Consider the following 16,508-nt stretch of genomic DNA (forward strand, 5'->3'; position numbering starts at 1 on the left):
GCACCGTGGCCGTTTGCGGGCTTTGTCGGATCGGTCTTTTTTGAGAACCAGGGAGATATCCGGCGGCAAGGCCGGCGGGACAGCGCCCCCCTCTGGCCTGCCAGCCATCTCCCCCTCAAGGGGGGATGGCTGGCAGGCCAGAGGGGGGTGCCTCGCGCCTCCGGTTCGCCCTATCTATCCTCAGCCCGTGCCGCCTTCTCCAGCGCCGCGAGCTGCGTCTCGTCCAACGTCAGAAATCCCATAATGTGCTGCACCACTTCAGCCCGCGCATTGCTGAGCGCGCTGTGCAGCTCGAAACCGTTCGGCGTTCTCGTCCTGGCCATCCACTCGCCATAGGACGGGCGGCGGTAGTAGCCGACGGTTGCCGCGAGGTCGGCCAGCACCATTTCGCCGTCCTCGCCGGAGAACACCCTGAGATAGGCCTTGGTCAGCGCGTCGCGCGCCTTGGCGGGGCCGCCGGCCTGACTGGCGCGGGCGAAGCGTTTGGCGCTCATGCTCCCTGCTCCCGCGCGGCCGGCACGGCCGTCGCTTGCCCGCCGGCGCCCGNCGAAGCGTTTGGCGCTCATGCTCCCTGCTCCCGCGCGGCCGGCACGGCCGTCGCTTGCCCGCCGGCGCCCGGCGCGGCCGATCCGGCCGTCGCCTCTCCGCCGCCGCCCGCCTGCAGCATCAATGCATCGAGTAACCCGCTGTCGCGCGCCTGCACCGCTGCCGGCACCGCGTCCTTGGCGACCTTGCCGGCGGAGGCGATCGCCGCCATGCCGGCCTGGGCTTGTTGGGCCTGTGCTCTTGCTCCACGCAGACCTTCCACCTCCTCCTTGCGGCGAAAGATGCGCTGCGGGCTGCGGCCGGCGCTCTGCACGATCTTCAGCGCTTCGTCGCCGTCGATATTGTCCATGATGCCGGGATCGAACTGCGCCATCTGCATGGCCGTCGTCACCACCTGGATGGTGTCGCGCGCCTCGGCCGAGCGGCGCAGCACATCGAGCGGGCCGGTGAAGGTCGGCCGTACCGACTTGCCGGCGAGGCTTTCCGGCGGCGCGAAGCGGCTGTCCTCGTCATAAAGGCCCTTGTCTTCCAGAATGCCTAGTTCGCGGTCGAGATTGCTGGCAAAGCCGGCCTGGATGATCGAGCCCGAGGGGCCGAGCAGCGCGCCCTTCTCCTCTTGGCGGATCAAGGCTTCGGTCGCCGTCATCTGCGGGTTCTGCACCAGCGTCTGGAACAGGTTGACGAACATCATGTCGCGGATTTCCTCCGCCCGGCTCGCCGCATAGTTGAAGGCATAGGTCGGGTTCTGCCCGGTCGCGATCGGCTGGATCAGCGGCCTTCCATTGTCGTCGATGAGGCCGGGATAATTCTCGCCGGGGTTGAGCACCGGGACATAGTCGAGCCTGGCTTTCGAGGCGGTGGCCGGATCGGTGATCTGCTGCAGCGCGCGCAGGCCGGAGCGGCGTACCGCGTTCTCCTCGCGCACCGTCGTCAGCGCTTCGATGGTCGGCGAAATGCCATAGGGGTCGCCCTCATAGCGGCGCCAGTTGAAGGTCGACACCGGGAAGGACCGAAACCCGCTTTCCCTGACAATCTCCTCCTCGTCCTCGATGACGTGATAGGAGGCGAATGCCGTGTCGAGATACTGATAGTCGCCGGCAAGCCGGTACATCTTGCGCTCGTCGCGCGGCTGGATGCACTGGATCAGCAAGATTTTCGTCTCGCATTTGGCGGGATCGTCGACCAGCATCTTGATCCGCGCCGGCATTTTTTCGTAGCCGAGCAGCTGCGCCGCCTGTCTTGCCGTGCGCTCGTAGCGACGATGGAAAATGTCGACCTGGCCCCAGCGGTTGCGGGCGAGATAACCCTCGACCACGGGGATCGAGGCATAGCGGATCAGCGTGCCGCCAAAGCCTTCCTCGGCATAGAGATAGGCCGGGCCATAGCGCACGACATTGCGCAGGCAGGCTTGCGTGGCCGGCACGAAGTTGGAGTTGGCGGAATAGCGCAGCGCAAACAGGAAGTCGCGCAAGCCCTCCGCCCATTCCTTCTCCTCGTCGGTCTCCTCGTCGTTCATTTCTGCGGTGGTCAGCCCATGCCATTTCTCCGACTGCGGGATGATCAGGCTTTCGAGCCCCGCCGCCAGCCGGTTGGCGGCCGAGTTGATGGTGTTGGCATAGACGCGGGCACCGCGCCGCTCCTGCCGCTCGGCCTGCGAATCCGGTCCGCCGCTCCTGCGGCCGCTCCAGACATCGGGCGCATCGGGATCGCAAAATTCCGCCACCTGCTCCCACACCGCCTCGTACTGAGAGCGCTCGGTCTCGAGCTCGGATTGGCGGGACAGGATATCGCGGGCACGGGAATCGGTCATGAGGGGCTCGCTGGGTAGGATGTGAATGGACGGCGAAGCGGCGCTTCTCCCCACTTGAGCGGGAGATGGCCGGCAGGCCAGAGGGGGTCGCCGCGCGTAGAGCGCTAGCGTCATCTGTCGGTGTTGGGAGGTCGCGTCCGGTCGCACCGACCCCCTCTGTCGCCTTCTGCGACAGCTCCCCCTCGAGGGGGGAGATCGGCAGCTTCAGCCGACTACGCGCTGCGCTTGATGCCCTCGAGCACCGGCGCAGTTTTCCGGCCAAAGCGCTGGACGACGAAGCGGCCCGCCTTCTGGCCGGGGACCTCGATCAGAGTGTAGGTGATCCAGGACAGCAACGTCACCGTCGGCAGCACAACGGCAACGACGATGGCGAAGCGCAGCGGCGCCGACAATTCGTGGCCGAACTCACTGATGACGAACGCCGCGACGGGCTGCAGCACCAGCAGATGGATCAGGTAGATGCTAAAGGAAAGCTCGCCCATCAGGTGGAAGAACCGGTTGCTGAGCGTCACGGCGATCGCTCGCGCCAGCGTTCCCGCCCTTCCAGGCAGCATGCGGTAGAGAACCAGGGCAAAGAAGCCCGCCACCAGCGCTTCGCGCACCAGAAGCTTGCCCAGCCCCTGGTCCCCGCCAAAGGGCAGCGCCGCCAGCAGCAGCGCCAGTGCCAAGTACAGGATAGATCGCGGCTGGCTCTGATGCACGACTCCGGCCAGCAGCATCCCGCACAGGAATATCTGCATCTTCAGCGGCAGAAAGGACGGCATCGGAAAATGGATCGACAACAGCCGCATCGCAAACACGATGACGCAGCCGGCCGCCGCGACCACAAGGGCGCTCCTGATCCAGTCCAGCCTGCGCACCAGCAGCATGACGGCCGGGAACACGGCATAGAACTGCATCTCCAGCCCCAGGCTCCAGTCAGGCAGCGGCGTGCGATAGGCGAGGTTCGGCACCAGCCCAAACAGGAAGGTGAGATGAGCGACGATGTTTTTCAGGCTGCCGTCGAGGTAGCGTTCCGGCGCCTGGTGCGATCTGGAGAGGAAACCGTCGATGATGATCCTGCAATCGTAGAGATAGGGGCCAAGCGCCAGCGCCAGGAAAAGCATGACATAGAACAGCGGCGCGATCCTGAAATAGCGGCGCGTCCAGAATTTCAGCCAGGTTTCCGGTCTTTGCCAAGGCTCCTTTTCCTGGCGCAGCTGATAGTGGAACACCATCAGGAAGCCGGACAGCATGATGAACAGGTCGACGCCGAGATCCGGCTCGCCGACGATCGGAATTTGCCAGCCGGTCAAAAGCATGCAGTGCCCGACCAGCACCCAGATCGCCGCAAGCGCGCGAAGCCCGTCCAGGCATTCGATGCGCGACGACTTGATGACGCTGGTTTCGTAGCTAGCCATGTTGCACTGCAGCATGGCGCCTGAGGAGCGATTGTCAAGCCGCTGAGAGATGACGAATTGCTACACCCTCCCCTTGTGGGGAGGGTCGGCGAGTTCGCTTTGCAAAGCAAAGCGAGGGAGACGGGGTGGGGTGCAGCGCAGACCCCACCCCGCAGGCTGAACCGCACGTACCGTGCGGCTCAGCCTACGACCCTCCCCACAAGGGGGAGGGTAAGATGCGTCACCTCCGCTTCACCAGCCTGGCATGCCGTCGCCAGTACCACCACGCCAGCACGCGCTTGCTGAAACTGCGCTTCATCGCGGTCATGGTCATACCCCCAGCAGAACGCGGCGCTGGCCGGTGAGGTCGCCGGGCGCGAGGTCGGTTTTCACCGTCGCCGCCGTGCCCTGGCGCTGTTCGAGTTCAGTCCGCAGGGCGGCCTCGCGCGCCTGCACGTCCTTGTCTTCAATGGTCGGGGTCGGTGGCAGCGGCTTCAGCGCCGGCGGCTTTTGAAAGAGACACATGGTTCCAGCCTTCTCTTGTCCAGTCGTAAAGGAAAAAGTCTTCGCCGTTGCGGCCATATCCAGGCAACCGGCAGCGTTGGGTGGCGCCGAGCCGGCCGAGCCAGCGCAGAGCCAGTTCGTTGGCGGCGAGCGCCCGCGCCTCGACCCGCCATGCGCCCCGCGCCGCAACCTTCGGCCCAAGCACCGCATGGAAGTGGCCGGTGATGCCAGGCACGCAGCGCTTCATGCGGCGCGTGCCCCAGCTCCAGGCGATCCACAGTCCGCCGCGCTGTTCGGCAGCGCCGAAGCCGGCCTCCGGATTGCCGTCTAGCTCGGCAACATAGGCAAAGCCCTGCAGCGCGGTGACCGCCAGCAGGGCCGGCGACCAATGGTCAAGCTGGCAGTCGATCTCGGCCCGGTCCTCGGCACGCAGATTGGCGGCGATGTAGGAGAGATCGCGCAGCGTGGCGGGAATGATGCGGACGGCCATGGATATCCCATCCCGCGCGAGGCAGCGTTGCGAAGACCCTCGGAATCCTGCCATCAAAGGCGTCGGAAGATGACGTCGATGCTTTCGCAGCGCTTGCCACAACCATAACAGTGCTATAACATTCGAAATACAACCATAGGAGGTATCGTTGCGATCGCTCATTCTCGCCGCGATGGCGGTGTTTGCGTTGCCATTTGGCGCGGCTCAGTCGGACGACGTGGATAAGACGGACACTCTGTGGCAAAGCTGCCCAAAGGGCGTGCTCTTCAAGGAACTCGAGTCGGGGATTGTCGTGACCGTCATCCGACAGGGTTCCGGTAAAGCCGCCTTCACGGCGGATAAGAAGCTTTTGCAGCCGGCCACGGCGGCGGAGCTGGTGACGAAAGAGGGCGACCACGGATTTATCAGTGGTCCGATGCCTTCCTATATGTTTGCGGTAGGTCCGGATACAGTCAAGAACTTCAATTGGAGGCCCGCTGAAACTTACCCAGATGCATTCTATACCGTTCGGGACGATGAAGGCGTCGAACCACTACTAAATTTTGTTGATGTTGGCTGCGCGCCGTAGCTGAACGGATGATGATTGTTTTCACAATAAAGGACACCGCCTAATAAAGAGGTGACCCTTTCTGAGCGGCACCGATATCGATCTATTTTGCGGCCAAGCTGAATAGTAGTCCTCTGTTGATACCAAATTTTCCCGGAAGGAACCGCAGCAAATAGGGAGGCGTACCATGCAAATGAAGACCACGCTTCATTTTTAATTTCAGTAACCACTTAAGACCAGATTCGTCTGCATGATCTGGATTACCATAGCTAAGATTATCATCAACCGATGACGGCTCGCCTGATGCACGCTGCATTAGGCATTCGTCAACTATCCTCGATGCTTTAGGAAAACGTGGGTCGCCGATGGGTACTTGATCGATGTCGGATCGATTATGCTTAGACCTGGAGGTCAGACCATTAACGTCTGAGAATTGATCCTTGCTGTTTACTACGCTTTCAATGCTGTAGCCCCAATGCTGGGAAGCCAGCCGATTTAGAACCGCGTCGATAACTGCTTTAGCCTCGATTTCGTCGCTCTTAGGATAGTATTCCGTCGCAACTGTTTTTCTTTAATCGAAGAATGTCTGCCGGAGATAGATCGATTGACTTCGCGAATTTTTCATTTGATGGACACTCGGAACCGGCATCGTCAAACCCATCCGCATCCGGATCGCCGTCAGACGCTGCCAGCGCATCTGATTGTGCCGCCTTGATATTATCCAGCTGCGTGGCCAGCGCTTTGCGCGATTTCTGATCAATTATTGCTTCAAGCGCCTTGCGCTCGGCTTCATCCGGATCAGGGGTATCATTCCGCGCTTTGATCAAACCTTCAGCGTCGGATAGGGGCAGCGGCTGAGGCTTCGCGATACCCAATTGACGCTGAGCGGCAAATGATAGCGCGACCGCGGCTTGCAAGTCCTCTGGTGTCGACAAGTTTTTGAAGGCTGTATCGACGGCCGGGATCACCTTGCGCACGTAAGCCGCCGGGTCGATCTGCCGCTGTTGTATGATGAAAGCTGCAGCGTCCGCGTTCAATTCATAGCGCTTCTGATCTTTTTTCGAAGCGCGCCTGATCCATCCTATACAGTTCGGGATCTTCCTCCTGCGAGAAGCGGTTCGGGAGGGGTTTTGCGGCAAAGATTGACGCATCGATCTGACTTGTCGGCATGACTCGCATATCGGCAAGATATGGGCTGACATCCGCTCTCCAATTGAAAGCTCTGGATCGTTTGCCGCCCTCTTCGGCACCAAAGACAGAAGTAAACTCGGTATCGTCATGTCTTGTGCCGGAATAGGGTGTCATGTTGATTATGGCTGCCCGCGCGTTTTGAGAAGCGATGTCGAGATCGGCATGGGTGCCGATGAGACTTGCCGCATCCGCGGTGCGCGCCTTGCGAACAACATCGTCATAGGAACCAGGCGAAAGCTCGGCAAGCAACGTATCGATCGGAAGATCGTCCTGAAATGCCCGCCTTATCCGTTCATTCGACGTGAGTCGGCGAACGCGGTCACCTTTTTCGGTTGACTCGTCAGAACTATCCGTTCCGGCAACAGAGTCGGTGATGATATCATCCATCCCCTGCTCCGGCTGATTGCTTTCCTGAGTGGTAAACGCTGTCGGCACGAGCAGATTGAGGGCCCTTTTCGGGTTCTGAGTTATCAGAGCCTCAATCCGTGTCTTTGCCGTGCTATCCCGCCACGCGGCTTCGGCCTGCAACTTGCCCTGCGGGTCGAGGCCCATCTTGTCGAGAACATCGAGGCCGAGCCGGCGAGCGGCGTTAAAAGCCACAGTGTCGTTGGGATTGCTTTGAGCGATGGCGTCAAGCTCGGCGCGCTGGACCCCCGGACCATTGGTTCTGTTCATAATCCTTGCGCCGCTGGAGCTGCCGCTGCGCCATGCGCACCGCGCCTGCCATGCGCATCGCCTCCTTCTGCTTGGCAAAGTTGGCGCGTTGGCTTTCGGGCATGCTCGGCAAGACCTCGCCGAACATCTTGTCGAACAGACCGGGCTTCACCGCTCGGCCGTCATACGGGTCCAGCTGGCCGTACATGGCCTCGTGCATGCCCGCGCCGTCGGCCGGCGCCTTCGCCGCCACCTCGTCTTCGGCCAACGCGATCCGGCCGTTGAATTGGCGGCGTGCGATCTCGGCGTCGACGGCCTCCTGTCGCTCTGTCATCTTCCGGTAGTGCTCGGCCAGTGCGGAAAGCTCGTCGCCAAAACCCTGCATGGCGCCGCCGATGGGCGACCCTTGCGAATACTGCACTGCGTTCCCCGTATCGAGCCGTCGCCGACCAACGGAGAGTGGGATGATGTGTACCATCGTTGGCTGCTCCCTGGCTTTGAACAAAGGCGCGCAGCGCTGGCGACCACAGCAGGGCCGGGCCACACGCGTTCGCCCGCCCGCCTCGCGGGCTTTGTCGGATCGAAGACTCTTGGTAAAGATCGAGGGCGCGTGCCCCTCACCGAAACGCCCCCAGCGGATCACTCTGCCCGGTCGTCCGCCTCGCGCTCTTGAACTCCGCGGGATCAACCACCGCTTCCCGCAGCATCATCACGCCGTATCGCGTCGCAGCCATCAAATCGTCGCGCAGTTTCACCACCTTGCCGTCCTTTCGGTGAAAAAGCCTGAATTCCTCGAACCAGGGCAGCAGCGTCGAAAACACCTTGAAGCGGCCGGATTGCATGCGGTCGAGCATCTCCATCAGCCCGGCCTCGACCGAGACCGAGCCGTCGGCGAAGCGGGCGTGGCCCGACAGCATGTTCAGCCCATGCGCGGAATATTGTCTGGCAAGTGCGGTGCCCGCCCCTTCCAGCGTCTCGCGGCGGCCGTCGCGCGGCCAGGCCCAGGGCAGCCACTCGCCCCACGGCTTCAGGGCCAGCACCTGCATGGCCGGCGTCTGCTGCGAGGCCCGCGCCGCCTTGGAGATATAGACGACATCGGCCTCCGTATCCCAGGCCAGCTCGACCGCGGCCGACGGATGGTCCCAGCCGAAATCGAGGGCGCCGATCCGCGGCCAGTAGCGCGGCAGCCGGAACGGCTCGCAGGCAATCAGCTCCTCGGCAATCGGAAAGATGCGGCCGGAGCCCAGCACCGGAACGCCGCGCGCCCGCGCCTCGCGCTCATGCTCGGGATAGGCGGCAATGATCGCGGCTCGCTCGTCCGGCGAATAATGTTCGGCGTCATCGATGGTCATGAAGGTGACGTGACGGGTCATGGGGCCTGCCGGATTGATTCGGGATGCCGTGATATGGCTTTGTTCGCGCACGATATTTTTGGGCCGGAGCGCGGCGGGTCTTCCCTTCTCCCCTTGTGGGAGAAGGTGTCGCCGAAGGTGACGGATGAGGGGTGTTCCAGGGAACGCCGACGCCTCACTCCGCTGGAACACCCCTCATCCGTCTCGGCGCTATCGCGCCGATCCACCTTCTCCCACAAGGGGGGAAGGAAGAGCGCGCACCTCACCCGTCAAGAACCGCAGCACCACGTCGCTCATGCCCAGCAGCGGCGTGAACGTCACGATGGTGATGCCGCCGGTGGCGTTGGTGCGGGCCAGGCCTTCGGAATAGATATCGAGCGGCGGCTCCTCGTCGAACCAGACGCCGTGCAGGGTTTCGCCCTGCCACTTTTCGCGGCCTTTCTCATAGGACTTGAACGACAGCACCGATTCATCGGCCTGGACATCGCCGCCGCCGCCCCAGCGCACCACGATGCTGTCGAGCGCGCCCGGGGCGCCGCGGCCCATGGTCGTGTGCAGGATGGCGTTGGCCGGGATCATGCCGGTGCCCCATGCCGCCTGCTGCTGCGGCGGGCCGACCAGCACGCGCTGCGGGTTGTCGCGCGTGCCCTCGCCCGTCACGCCGGCAGCCCATAGCCTGACGGGGGTGTCGAAGGTCTTGCCCTGCCACCACGCGGGGTAGCGGCCGGTGAGATGCATGGCCCATTCGGCGCCGCCGGCCCTGGTCTTGCCGAGCTGGTTGCCGGCCATGAACAGACGTTCCCGGTTCTGCGCGCCGGCGGCGTGAAACTGCGCCTGCCTGGGATAAGGCCGGTAGGCGGCAAGCTGGTTAGTCCTGCGCCTGCGGTCCAGCTCCTGCAGCAGCGCCAGATAGTGGCGGCGCGCCTTCAGGCTGGTCGCCAAACGGCCCGAGGACGGCTTCGAGGCCGCGGATGCGGCGGCGGATCTCGTCATCGCTCAGGGCTTCCAGGTCAGATGAAACATGCAAATCCTTGGCCAGATCCTTGGGCAGCACCGATTGCACGATCTTCAGATACTGGTCGGGCTTGTCGGCCCGGACCGCGGCAATGACGCCGGCGCCATGGGCGCGGAAGTCGGCGCGCACCGCGTCGAGGAAATCATCGCCAAGCGTCTTCTTCGTCCGCTTCGGCTTGGCAGCGGCGGCAGTCGCCTTGCGGCCAGGACGAGAACGCGGCGCCGTCCGGTCAGCCATGATCCGAGATCCCGGCGGGCTCGGCGGTCGCTGCCTGCTTCGCCTGCTTTGCCGGCCTTGCCCGCTTGATCTTGCCGGACTTGATCTTGCCGGACTTGCGCCGTGCCGATTTTGGCCCTGACCGTTTTGGGGCGGCCTTGCGGGCGGCACCGGCTGGCGCGTGGCGCTTTTCGGCAGACGCGGCTTTCAGGCTTGCCCTGGCGATCGCCCTTGCGTCGTGCGCGCCGCGCGGAAAGCCGAAGCCGCCGATGGCATCGACAGGACCACCGCGAACCATGCCGATCAGCACGCCCGGCACGACCGGCTCGATACGGCCGATGCGCGCCTGCGGGGCAGCGCCCTCGAACACGCCAATGGCGCTGACGACCTCGCGGCCGTCATCGTCGGTGATGATGGTGGCATAGCGGTTGGACAAGGGAGGCCTCGCGGATAAGGCAGAATGAACCGAGGATAGCGTTCCTTCACGCCCCCCTCTGTCCTGCCGGACATCTCCCCCTCAAGGGGGGAGATTGGCAGCTCCAGGGTCGCGACCAATTTGCAGCGCTGACGATTGGCGAAAGCAAGGGGCAGTCCGATCTCCCCCCCGTGTGGGGGTTGAGGAGTGGTCCGCGCAGCGGACGGAAAGCCAATTGCTTGGCTTTCCGAACGACGAACGTCCGGCAGGCCAGAGGGGGGTGCTGTCCCGCCGACATCCGATATCCGCACGCTGTGGGCATCAGGAAAACAAAACCCGCCTCCTGGGCGGGTCGCTGGCGCAAATCAGCATCGTGGGCAAATCATAGCAAAGCTGCCCTCACCCGTCAAGGCAAATAAGAAATAATTCCTAATTATATACTTGACGTACCAGACGGATTTTGCGATAACGGATCCAAGCAGTTACCGCAATGTTCGATCTGACCAACGCCATTTACCACGACGCCGACAAGGCCGCGAGCATTTGGAGGCTATCCATTGGCCCCACGGCCCGTTCTGCCCTCATTGCGGCAATGCCAATCCTGAGCGCATTACCAAATTGGCGGGCAAGTCCACGCGCCCCGGCGTCTACAAATGCAATGAATGCCGTGCGCCCTTTTCTGTAACGGTCGGCACTGTATTCGAGCGTTCCAAGATCGGCCTGCACAAGTGGGTGCTGGCTTCGCATCTCTACGCCTCATCCAAGAAAGGCATGTCCGCTCACCAGCTGCACCGTATGCTCGGCGTCACCTACAAGACCGCTTGGTTTATGGCTCACCGCATTCGCGAAGCCATGAAGGAAGACGTTAAGTCTGCCGGTCCGCTTGGCGGCGAAGGCAAGACCGTTGAAGCCGACGAGACCTATATCGGCAAGCGTGAGACGCCCCGCATTTCAGAACAGCGCATGGGCCGTCCCTTCACCAAGAAGGGCAAGGGCGGCGGCGCGCATAAGCGCATTGTGGTTGGTCTTGTCGAGCGCGGCGGCAAAGCCCGCATGTTCCATTTGAACGACGCTACGGCCTCTACCGTGCGCGATGTGCTGGTTCGCAACGTGTCGCGTGACACGACGCTCTATACCGACTCGTCGCGCCTCTACACGCGCACTGGCGAGGAATATGCATCGCACAAGACGACCAATCACGCGCTGGCGAATACGTGCGCTACGAAGGCACCGAGACCATCCACTCAAATACTATTGAGGGCGTGTTCTCAGTGTTCAAGCGCGGCATGGTTGGCGTCTATCAGCATTGCGGCGAAGCTCACTTGCACCGCTACCTTGCCGAGTTCGATTTCCGCTACAATCGCCGCACCGCGTTGAAAGTCTTGGATGCAGAACGCGCCGAAGACTTGCTTCGCATGGCCGCGACAAGCGTTTGACCTATCGGCGGATTGGTGAAGCCGGTCACGCCTAAGCAGAAGGCGAGAAAGTTTCTCCACAGGCGAAAGAAACGCCGACTCGACTCAGACTAAACGGCGGGCCATTGTTCCCATGCACCAACTAAAGGTGGGGAGAGAAATGGCAAAAAACGAAACCACATCTAAGGGCGTCGCAAGCGCGGCGTCCAAAATTCTAAGCAATCCCAAGTCATCAAAAGCTGAGAAAAGCGTAGCTGCGTCAGCTTTGACCCAGGCAAAGGACAAGGGACCGGGACGGTCTAGCCGTGGCAAAAAAGGTTAGCGATTGCGTATAGTGCTAGGCCGGCAAGCGGTGCAATTGCCGCCGCCCAAAATGCAATAGTTAGCCACTTTGCGTTGCCGGCCAGTATAATTGCGTTTTCAGCGATGCCTGCCGAATAGTTTTGGGCCTCTATGCCGATCGACTCGTGAAGCGGGTCCGACAGGCTTCCATACCATTTCTCCGGTTCGTTTCCGGGATAGTTGAAATCGACAGGACGGGCCGAATAGAAACTACAACCTGCTGCAATACCAAAGGCAATTCCAATGGCGAGGCCAGCTAAAAGCAGCGGAAGATCAGGTTTTGCGGCGTAATATCCGACCGACGCAGCCAAAATAGCGCCAGAGAACCCGCTGAAGGTTGCCGCCGCTGATGTGGCTCGTTGATCAGCAGCAATGCCAGTGGTTAGTTGGGTAGAAAGATATTTGTCCGCTTGATCGAAAACGAAACGGGTAACTTCATCACTTGCGTTTTCCCAGTCGGGGACGTTTGGCACTCGTTGAATCCTTTTGTTCTGGGTGTCGACTCGGTTGAGCCTTCCCGGTCTTTGGATTTGGCGGCGTCTTCAGCAAACGGCGCAATACCTCGTCGCCCTTTTCCTGGTCTTTGTCTTTGGAAGTTTCCGACATGAACAATCCTTGGGACGTTCGGCCTAGAGCCGACAAGGGCGACGCAACGCCTGATAGCATATTCTTCAACGTCGGCGTAGCGTTGACTAGCTGGGAGCTTCTGGAGTCGGCGCTCGCTGAACTGTTTGATTGCCTCGTATCGGGCTCACCGAACGCGCTCCAATCCAACCGTTCTGGAATCGCCGCATTCATCGCAGTCTCTTCATCGTCTGGGCGAACGCAAATGCTCGACGCAGCCATTCCACGCGCTCTCAAACATTCGAAGTTTCTCGTCGATGCGAAAGCCCTCATCCAGCAAGTGAAGGACTTTGGGGCGCGCCGAAACGAAATCGCTCATGGTATCGTTTTTGACCTGAACGAGGTTGGATTTTATCTCTGTCCCAACAACACAAATCCAAACAAGTGGCACCGAAAAGGACAGAGTATCGGCGCCGCCACTTATCAGTACACTTCTGGCGACCTGTCACACTACATAAGCCAGTTTGAGGCACTGCGATCACTGTGCACGGCCCTGATCGCCAACATCCAATCCGAGCGCGGCGCTCAGGATTAGGTTCGCTGCTCGTTCAGCGTCATCATTGGATAACCTGAACTCCAAGCCGTCGATAAACCACAAGCCAAGATCGCGTCTGCCGCTCGCGTTATTATCTCGGGCGTGATTTCAATTTCTGGTGCCGGCCTGTCGGTGCGAATCATTAGGAATTTATTCCCGGTACGTCAATTATATAATTGGGAAATAATTCCTACTCTGGTCAAAGCCTCGTCCTTGCCGCCGCCAGCATTGCGCGAGGGCCGCTTCGATGGGATGCTGGGCCTCGTCGGAGAGCGCACAATGAGCGATGTGACCAGTCACTATGGCAGCGGCGGCATCGTCGAGCGCATCTTGTCGGCTGTGCCGGACGCAAAGGCCGGCAGCCTCGCAGCCAAACAACTCTATCCGTTCGATCAGCTTCATGGCCGCGAGCTGATCGCCACGCAGGACCATGCCGCGCGTCTTGCGCCCTCCGCCGGCGATCGGGTTCTGGACATCGGCAGCGGCATTGGCGGCCCGGCCCGGTTCCTTGCCGAGACCTATGGGTGCAGCGTCGACGGCGTCGACCTGACGCAGGCGTTCGTCGTGGCGTCCCGCCGACTGACCGAGTTCTGCGGCCTCGGCGACAAAGTGCGTTTCCATGAGGCCGATGCGACAAGGCTGCCTTTTGCGGACGACACATTCGACGCGGCAATCTGCTTCTATGTCGGCATGAATATCGCTGACAAGGCGGCGGTCATTGGGCAAGCGTGGCGCGTGCTGAAGCCGAAGGCCAGGCTTGTCTGGACCGAGGCGGTGCTGGCGGACGGCGAGCCTCACTATCCCTTGCCTTGGGCGGTGTCGGCTGCGGTCAGCCATCTCGTCGACCGCGAAACCCTGAAGGTCTTGTTTGCTTCAGCCGGATTCCGGGTCGACGACGTCATCGACGAAACCGGCGATCACGTCGAGCTGGCGTTGAAACGGGCAAATTCCGGCATCGTGCCCTCGCCCGCCCAGCAGCAGGCCAATGAGATCGTGCTCGGCGCCGAGTTCGTGCGTCGGCGAAAAAACTACATAAGCAGCCTGAGCGAGGGAAAACTCGCGTCACTGGCCGTTATTGTTTCCAAGCCGGCATGAAACAAAAACCCGCCTGGGCGGCGGGTTGCTGGCGCAAATCAGCACCATGAACAAATCATAGCATAGCTGCCCTCACCGGTCAAGATATGTCAGGAAAGAATTCCTACATCGACATCGATCGGAGACTCGGCGATGCTAGCGCTACCACATCCGGCGTCAAGTCATATGCATATGTTCTAAAGTGCCATGCCGTCGGCTGATGTTGTCTGATAATTTGCCCTTTGGCATCAAGGGGGCAAAAGAAGCCATGTCTGAGGACAAAATCCGAAATATAAATCTGACCGCCGACATCGTCGCGGCATTCGTGCGCAACAATTCAGTGCCTCCGGATAGCCTGCCGGCGTTGATCGAGAGCGTCAATGCAGCGCTCGCGGCCGTGGACAATCCCGTTGCTCCGCCGCAACCTGCGCCTGAGCCCGCGGTCAACCGCAAGCGCTCGGTAACGCCGAATTTCATTTACTGCCTCGAGGATGGCAAGAAGTTCAGGTCGCTGCGGCGTCATCTCGGCTCCGCCCATGGCATGACGCCGGAAGCCTATCGCGCCAAATGGGACCTGCCCGGCGACTATCCGATGACGGCGCCCAGCTACGCCGCCAAACGATCGGAGCTGGCAAAGGAGTTCGGGCTCGGCATCAGAACACCCGAGGCCCCGGCCGCCAAGGCGCCGGCCAAGAGCAAGACCAAGGCGTAAAGGNCTCTTCCGGGTTGGTGTGATAGATCGGGCTCGGCATCAGAACACCCGAGGCCCCGGCCGCCAAGGCGCCGGCCAAGAGCAAGACCAAGGCGTAAAGGCACGCCCCCTCCGTGCCGTACGCCTGCTGGAGGACGATCATGGTGGCCGGAGAGCCCAATGACGTTCGCGTGGAACGTGTCGACCGCCGCCAATGGGCGGTGCTGGTTGCCGAGAATGGCACGGTGACCCAGCATCTGTTCATGGCCCAGGAAGCGGCCGAGGAGTTTGCCGACGGCGAGCGGACAAGGCTCGGCCTTCCCGCCAGGCCGCCGGCGGCGGATCCGCTGGCCTGAACAGTCCTTCAACCGGCTGCAGGATACAAGACGCAGCCTTCGACAGGCCGTCTAGCGACTGGTCATTAGCTGGCTCTTATGGAATCATTCCAATCCAACTCGGGGAAGAGCGGGATGGACAAACCAGCCATGGCATCCGTGTTCAGGATGCGGCAAGCGCCAGCCACTGTTTCGGGCGTTCGCAGCGTCGGCCAGGGCCAGGCCGATCCGGTCATCGGCAGAAGGCCGCTCGGCGAGGCGATCCGCTTCGTCATCGACGCCCATCCCCATTACGACATCAGCGGCGTTTCGATCGCCTATGGCGACGGCTCGGCCCCTCGCCTCGGCAGCCGGGAGGTCAAGGCGCTGTGGGCCGAATATGGCCGCCGCTGGATGGAAGAGTAGCGCAGGCCATCAGCCGACGCCTATCGCTTGCATCCCCGTCCGGATCGTAACAGCGGCTCATGCGTTGAGCGTGAGCCAAATGGGAGCAACAGCCATGAACGTCGCCAATCTGCAACTCGAAGGCCTGCTGATGGCCGTCGCCTCGATCAATCAGGTGCTGGTGCGCAAGGGCCTGCTCACGGTGGAGGATATCGACATCGCGCTGCGCAAGGCCGAGGCCATCGAAACCGGCGAGGAGCGGTCCGACGGCATGTCGGAGTCCAACCGCGACGCCGTCAACTTTCCGATCAGACTGCTGGAACTGGCCAATCAATGCCAGCCGGAGGCGGACATGCCGTCCTTCTCGAAACTGGCCCGCATGGTCGGCCAGATGAAGGAACCCTACAACGACCAGATGTGAGGCGGTCTGCCGACGCGGGGCCTCACCCTCGGCCAAGTTTCGAGGCAAGCACGCTGCCCGGTCCATGCACGGCGGCAAACAGCAGGCCGGCGGCGAACGGGAAATGGGACATGAAGGCGCCGAACTCGGCCTGGTTGCCGGCCCAGTGCGACGGGCCGTGGAAGGCAAAGCCTAGGAAGACCACGTAGACGGCGGCGACCAGGGCGGCCGGCGTGAAGAACGCTCCGGTCAGGAGGGCGATCACCAGCAGCGTTTCGAGGATCGCGGCGCACCAGGCCAGAAACAGCGGGAACGGGAAGCCGGCGGCGGCGATGTAGCCGGCGGTCATGTTCATATCCATGAACTTGAACGCTGCCCCCATCGCGAACATGGCGGCCAGGGTCAGGCGGGCGATGAGAATGGCCGCGGTCTGCCACGGCGATTGAACGGCTTCCATGATGTTCTCCAAAGGTTTGCAGCGGGTTCGTCCCAAGGACGGGCGCCACGCCTCCGATCCTACACCAGCCCGCGAAATTCTTTCCCGGCAAAGCCGGACCTCGCAAAAGGAGGCGCTTGCCATCCTCTTGCC

20 protein-coding genes and 2 pseudogenes are annotated in these 16,508 nt (G+C 61.7%); 8 read left to right on the forward strand and 14 right to left on the reverse strand.

Features of this window, described 5'->3' with window-relative positions; genetic code table 11:
* Positions 1 to 170 precede the first annotated feature (170 nt).
* From X750_RS148105 to X750_RS148090, 5 genes are all read right to left on the reverse strand, one after another.
* A complete protein-coding gene (locus X750_RS148105) occupies positions 171 to 494 on the reverse strand; it encodes a hypothetical protein (RefSeq protein ID WP_023747780.1) in 324 nt (107 codons plus the stop codon).
* Between the two features lie 68 nt (positions 495 to 562).
* The gene (locus X750_RS148100; RefSeq protein ID WP_023747781.1) at positions 563 to 2,356 is read right to left on the reverse strand and encodes a portal protein; all 1,794 of its coding nucleotides are present in this window, start codon (positions 2,354 to 2,356) and stop codon (positions 563 to 565) included.
* A gap of 212 nt (positions 2,357 to 2,568) precedes the next feature.
* Positions 2,569 to 3,756, reverse strand: coding sequence for an acyltransferase (locus tag X750_RS148095; protein WP_023747782.1), 1,188 nt, complete (start codon positions 3,754 to 3,756; stop codon positions 2,569 to 2,571).
* Positions 3,757 to 4,065: 309 nt separating this feature from the next.
* Complete coding sequence (locus X750_RS1000000165855) at positions 4,066 to 4,260, reverse strand: hypothetical protein (protein WP_156033718.1); 195 nt, start codon at positions 4,258 to 4,260, stop codon at positions 4,066 to 4,068.
* Positions 4,202 to 4,729, reverse strand: a complete 528-nt coding sequence (locus tag X750_RS148090; protein ID WP_023743942.1) for a hypothetical protein — start codon at positions 4,727 to 4,729, stop codon at positions 4,202 to 4,204. Before X750_RS148090 ends, X750_RS1000000165855 begins: the two co-directional genes overlap by 59 nt.
* A gap of 148 nt (positions 4,730 to 4,877) precedes the next feature.
* On the opposite strand from X750_RS148090, the gene X750_RS148085 reads away from it, so the two are divergent.
* Entirely contained in the window at positions 4,878 to 5,297 is a 420-nt protein-coding gene (locus X750_RS148085; RefSeq protein WP_023735403.1) for a hypothetical protein, read from the forward strand.
* A 518-nt stretch (positions 5,298 to 5,815) separates the two neighbouring features.
* On the opposite strand, the gene X750_RS148080 is transcribed toward X750_RS148085, so the two are convergent.
* The 7 genes and pseudogenes from X750_RS148080 to X750_RS148075 form a co-directional block, all read right to left on the reverse strand.
* Positions 5,816 to 6,313 (reverse strand): hypothetical protein, encoded by a 498-nt coding sequence (locus tag X750_RS148080; RefSeq protein ID WP_023747783.1) that lies wholly within the window; start codon positions 6,311 to 6,313, stop codon positions 5,816 to 5,818.
* Between the two features lies 1 nt (position 6,314).
* Positions 6,315 to 7,142, reverse strand: a complete 828-nt coding sequence (locus X750_RS1000000166450; protein WP_198020985.1) for a hypothetical protein — start codon at positions 7,140 to 7,142, stop codon at positions 6,315 to 6,317.
* Entirely contained in the window at positions 7,099 to 7,599 is a 501-nt protein-coding gene (locus X750_RS01000000163095) for a hypothetical protein (RefSeq protein ID WP_198020986.1), read from the reverse strand. Before X750_RS01000000163095 ends, X750_RS1000000166450 begins: the two co-directional genes overlap by 44 nt.
* Before the next feature lie 139 nt (positions 7,600 to 7,738).
* Positions 7,739 to 8,488 (reverse strand): annotated as a pseudogene (locus X750_RS0133015) (terminase family protein); the annotation flags it as partial.
* Between the two features lie 195 nt (positions 8,489 to 8,683).
* Positions 8,684 to 9,415 carry a terminase family protein gene (locus X750_RS0133020; protein ID WP_245271870.1) on the reverse strand — a complete coding sequence of 244 codons (732 nt, stop codon included), beginning with the start codon at positions 9,413 to 9,415 and terminating at the stop codon, positions 8,684 to 8,686.
* Entirely contained in the window at positions 9,342 to 9,725 is a 384-nt protein-coding gene (locus X750_RS1000000164670; protein ID WP_023747786.1) for a hypothetical protein, read from the reverse strand. The genes X750_RS0133020 and X750_RS1000000164670 overlap by 74 nt, the downstream gene beginning before the upstream one ends.
* Positions 9,718 to 10,140, reverse strand: a complete 423-nt coding sequence (locus X750_RS148075; protein WP_023747787.1) for a hypothetical protein — start codon at positions 10,138 to 10,140, stop codon at positions 9,718 to 9,720. Before X750_RS148075 ends, X750_RS1000000164670 begins: the two co-directional genes overlap by 8 nt.
* A gap of 469 nt (positions 10,141 to 10,609) precedes the next feature.
* Here X750_RS148075 and X750_RS01000000163100 point away from each other — a divergent pair.
* Positions 10,610 to 11,590 (forward strand): annotated as a pseudogene (locus X750_RS01000000163100) (IS1595 family transposase).
* 243 nt (positions 11,591 to 11,833) lie between these two features.
* Here X750_RS01000000163100 and X750_RS1000000165860 read toward each other — a convergent pair.
* Positions 11,834 to 12,349 (reverse strand): hypothetical protein, encoded by a 516-nt coding sequence (locus tag X750_RS1000000165860; protein ID WP_156932411.1) that lies wholly within the window; start codon positions 12,347 to 12,349, stop codon positions 11,834 to 11,836.
* A gap of 131 nt (positions 12,350 to 12,480) precedes the next feature.
* Between X750_RS1000000165860 and X750_RS148070 the strand changes: the two genes are divergently transcribed.
* From X750_RS148070 to X750_RS148045, 6 genes are all read left to right on the forward strand, one after another.
* Complete coding sequence (locus X750_RS148070; protein ID WP_023747789.1) at positions 12,481 to 13,035, forward strand: hypothetical protein; 555 nt, start codon at positions 12,481 to 12,483, stop codon at positions 13,033 to 13,035.
* 279 nt (positions 13,036 to 13,314) lie between these two features.
* Positions 13,315 to 14,130 (forward strand): class I SAM-dependent methyltransferase, encoded by an 816-nt coding sequence (locus X750_RS148065; RefSeq protein ID WP_023747790.1) that lies wholly within the window; start codon positions 13,315 to 13,317, stop codon positions 14,128 to 14,130.
* Between the two features lie 247 nt (positions 14,131 to 14,377).
* A complete protein-coding gene (locus X750_RS148060; protein WP_023671447.1) occupies positions 14,378 to 14,821 on the forward strand; it encodes a MucR family transcriptional regulator in 444 nt (147 codons plus the stop codon).
* A gap of 140 nt (positions 14,822 to 14,961) precedes the next feature.
* Positions 14,962 to 15,156: a hypothetical protein gene (locus X750_RS148055; RefSeq protein ID WP_023689866.1), complete on the forward strand. Its 195-nt coding sequence runs from the start codon at positions 14,962 to 14,964 to the stop codon at positions 15,154 to 15,156.
* Positions 15,157 to 15,270: 114 nt separating this feature from the next.
* The gene (locus tag X750_RS148050; protein WP_023697755.1) at positions 15,271 to 15,540 is read left to right on the forward strand and encodes a hypothetical protein; all 270 of its coding nucleotides are present in this window, start codon (positions 15,271 to 15,273) and stop codon (positions 15,538 to 15,540) included.
* A 94-nt stretch (positions 15,541 to 15,634) separates the two neighbouring features.
* Positions 15,635 to 15,940: a hypothetical protein gene (locus X750_RS148045; RefSeq protein ID WP_023671444.1), complete on the forward strand. Its 306-nt coding sequence runs from the start codon at positions 15,635 to 15,637 to the stop codon at positions 15,938 to 15,940.
* A 22-nt stretch (positions 15,941 to 15,962) separates the two neighbouring features.
* On the opposite strand, the gene X750_RS148040 is transcribed toward X750_RS148045, so the two are convergent.
* Complete coding sequence (locus X750_RS148040; protein ID WP_023727103.1) at positions 15,963 to 16,376, reverse strand: DoxX family protein; 414 nt, start codon at positions 16,374 to 16,376, stop codon at positions 15,963 to 15,965.
* Positions 16,377 to 16,508 lie beyond the last annotated feature (132 nt).

This window comes from Mesorhizobium sp. LNJC391B00 (assembly GCF_000502535.1).
GTDB lineage: Bacteria > Pseudomonadota > Alphaproteobacteria > Rhizobiales > Rhizobiaceae > Mesorhizobium.

Bases quoted from the DNA above. Each gene is read 5' to 3' on its own strand.
- X750_RS148105 (WP_023747780.1), bottom strand. From the start codon at position 494: ATGAGCGCCAAACGCTTCGCCCGCGCCAGTCAGGCCGGCGGCCCCGCC.
- X750_RS148100 (WP_023747781.1), bottom strand. From the start codon at position 2,356: ATGACCGATTCCCGTGCCCGCGATATCCTGTCCCGCCAATCCGAGCTC.
- X750_RS148095 (WP_023747782.1), bottom strand. From the start codon at position 3,756: ATGGCTAGCTACGAAACCAGCGTCATCAAGTCGTCGCGCATCGAATGC.
- X750_RS1000000165855 (WP_156033718.1), bottom strand. From the start codon at position 4,260: ATGTGTCTCTTTCAAAAGCCGCCGGCGCTGAAGCCGCTGCCACCGACC.
- X750_RS148090 (WP_023743942.1), bottom strand. From the start codon at position 4,729: ATGGCCGTCCGCATCATTCCCGCCACGCTGCGCGATCTCTCCTACATC.
- X750_RS1000000166450 (WP_198020985.1), bottom strand. From the start codon at position 7,142: ATGAACAGAACCAATGGTCCGGGGGTCCAGCGCGCCGAGCTTGACGCC.
- X750_RS01000000163095 (WP_198020986.1), bottom strand. From the start codon at position 7,599: ATGGTACACATCATCCCACTCTCCGTTGGTCGGCGACGGCTCGATACG.
- X750_RS1000000164670 (WP_023747786.1), bottom strand. From the start codon at position 9,725: ATGGCTGACCGGACGGCGCCGCGTTCTCGTCCTGGCCGCAAGGCGACT.
- X750_RS148070 (WP_023747789.1), top strand. From the start codon at position 12,481: ATGAACAATCCTTGGGACGTTCGGCCTAGAGCCGACAAGGGCGACGCA.
- X750_RS148065 (WP_023747790.1), top strand. From the start codon at position 13,315: ATGAGCGATGTGACCAGTCACTATGGCAGCGGCGGCATCGTCGAGCGC.
- X750_RS148060 (WP_023671447.1), top strand. From the start codon at position 14,378: ATGTCTGAGGACAAAATCCGAAATATAAATCTGACCGCCGACATCGTC.
- X750_RS148055 (WP_023689866.1), top strand. From the start codon at position 14,962: ATGGTGGCCGGAGAGCCCAATGACGTTCGCGTGGAACGTGTCGACCGC.
- X750_RS148050 (WP_023697755.1), top strand. From the start codon at position 15,271: ATGGACAAACCAGCCATGGCATCCGTGTTCAGGATGCGGCAAGCGCCA.
- X750_RS148045 (WP_023671444.1), top strand. From the start codon at position 15,635: ATGAACGTCGCCAATCTGCAACTCGAAGGCCTGCTGATGGCCGTCGCC.
- X750_RS148040 (WP_023727103.1), bottom strand. From the start codon at position 16,376: ATGGAAGCCGTTCAATCGCCGTGGCAGACCGCGGCCATTCTCATCGCC.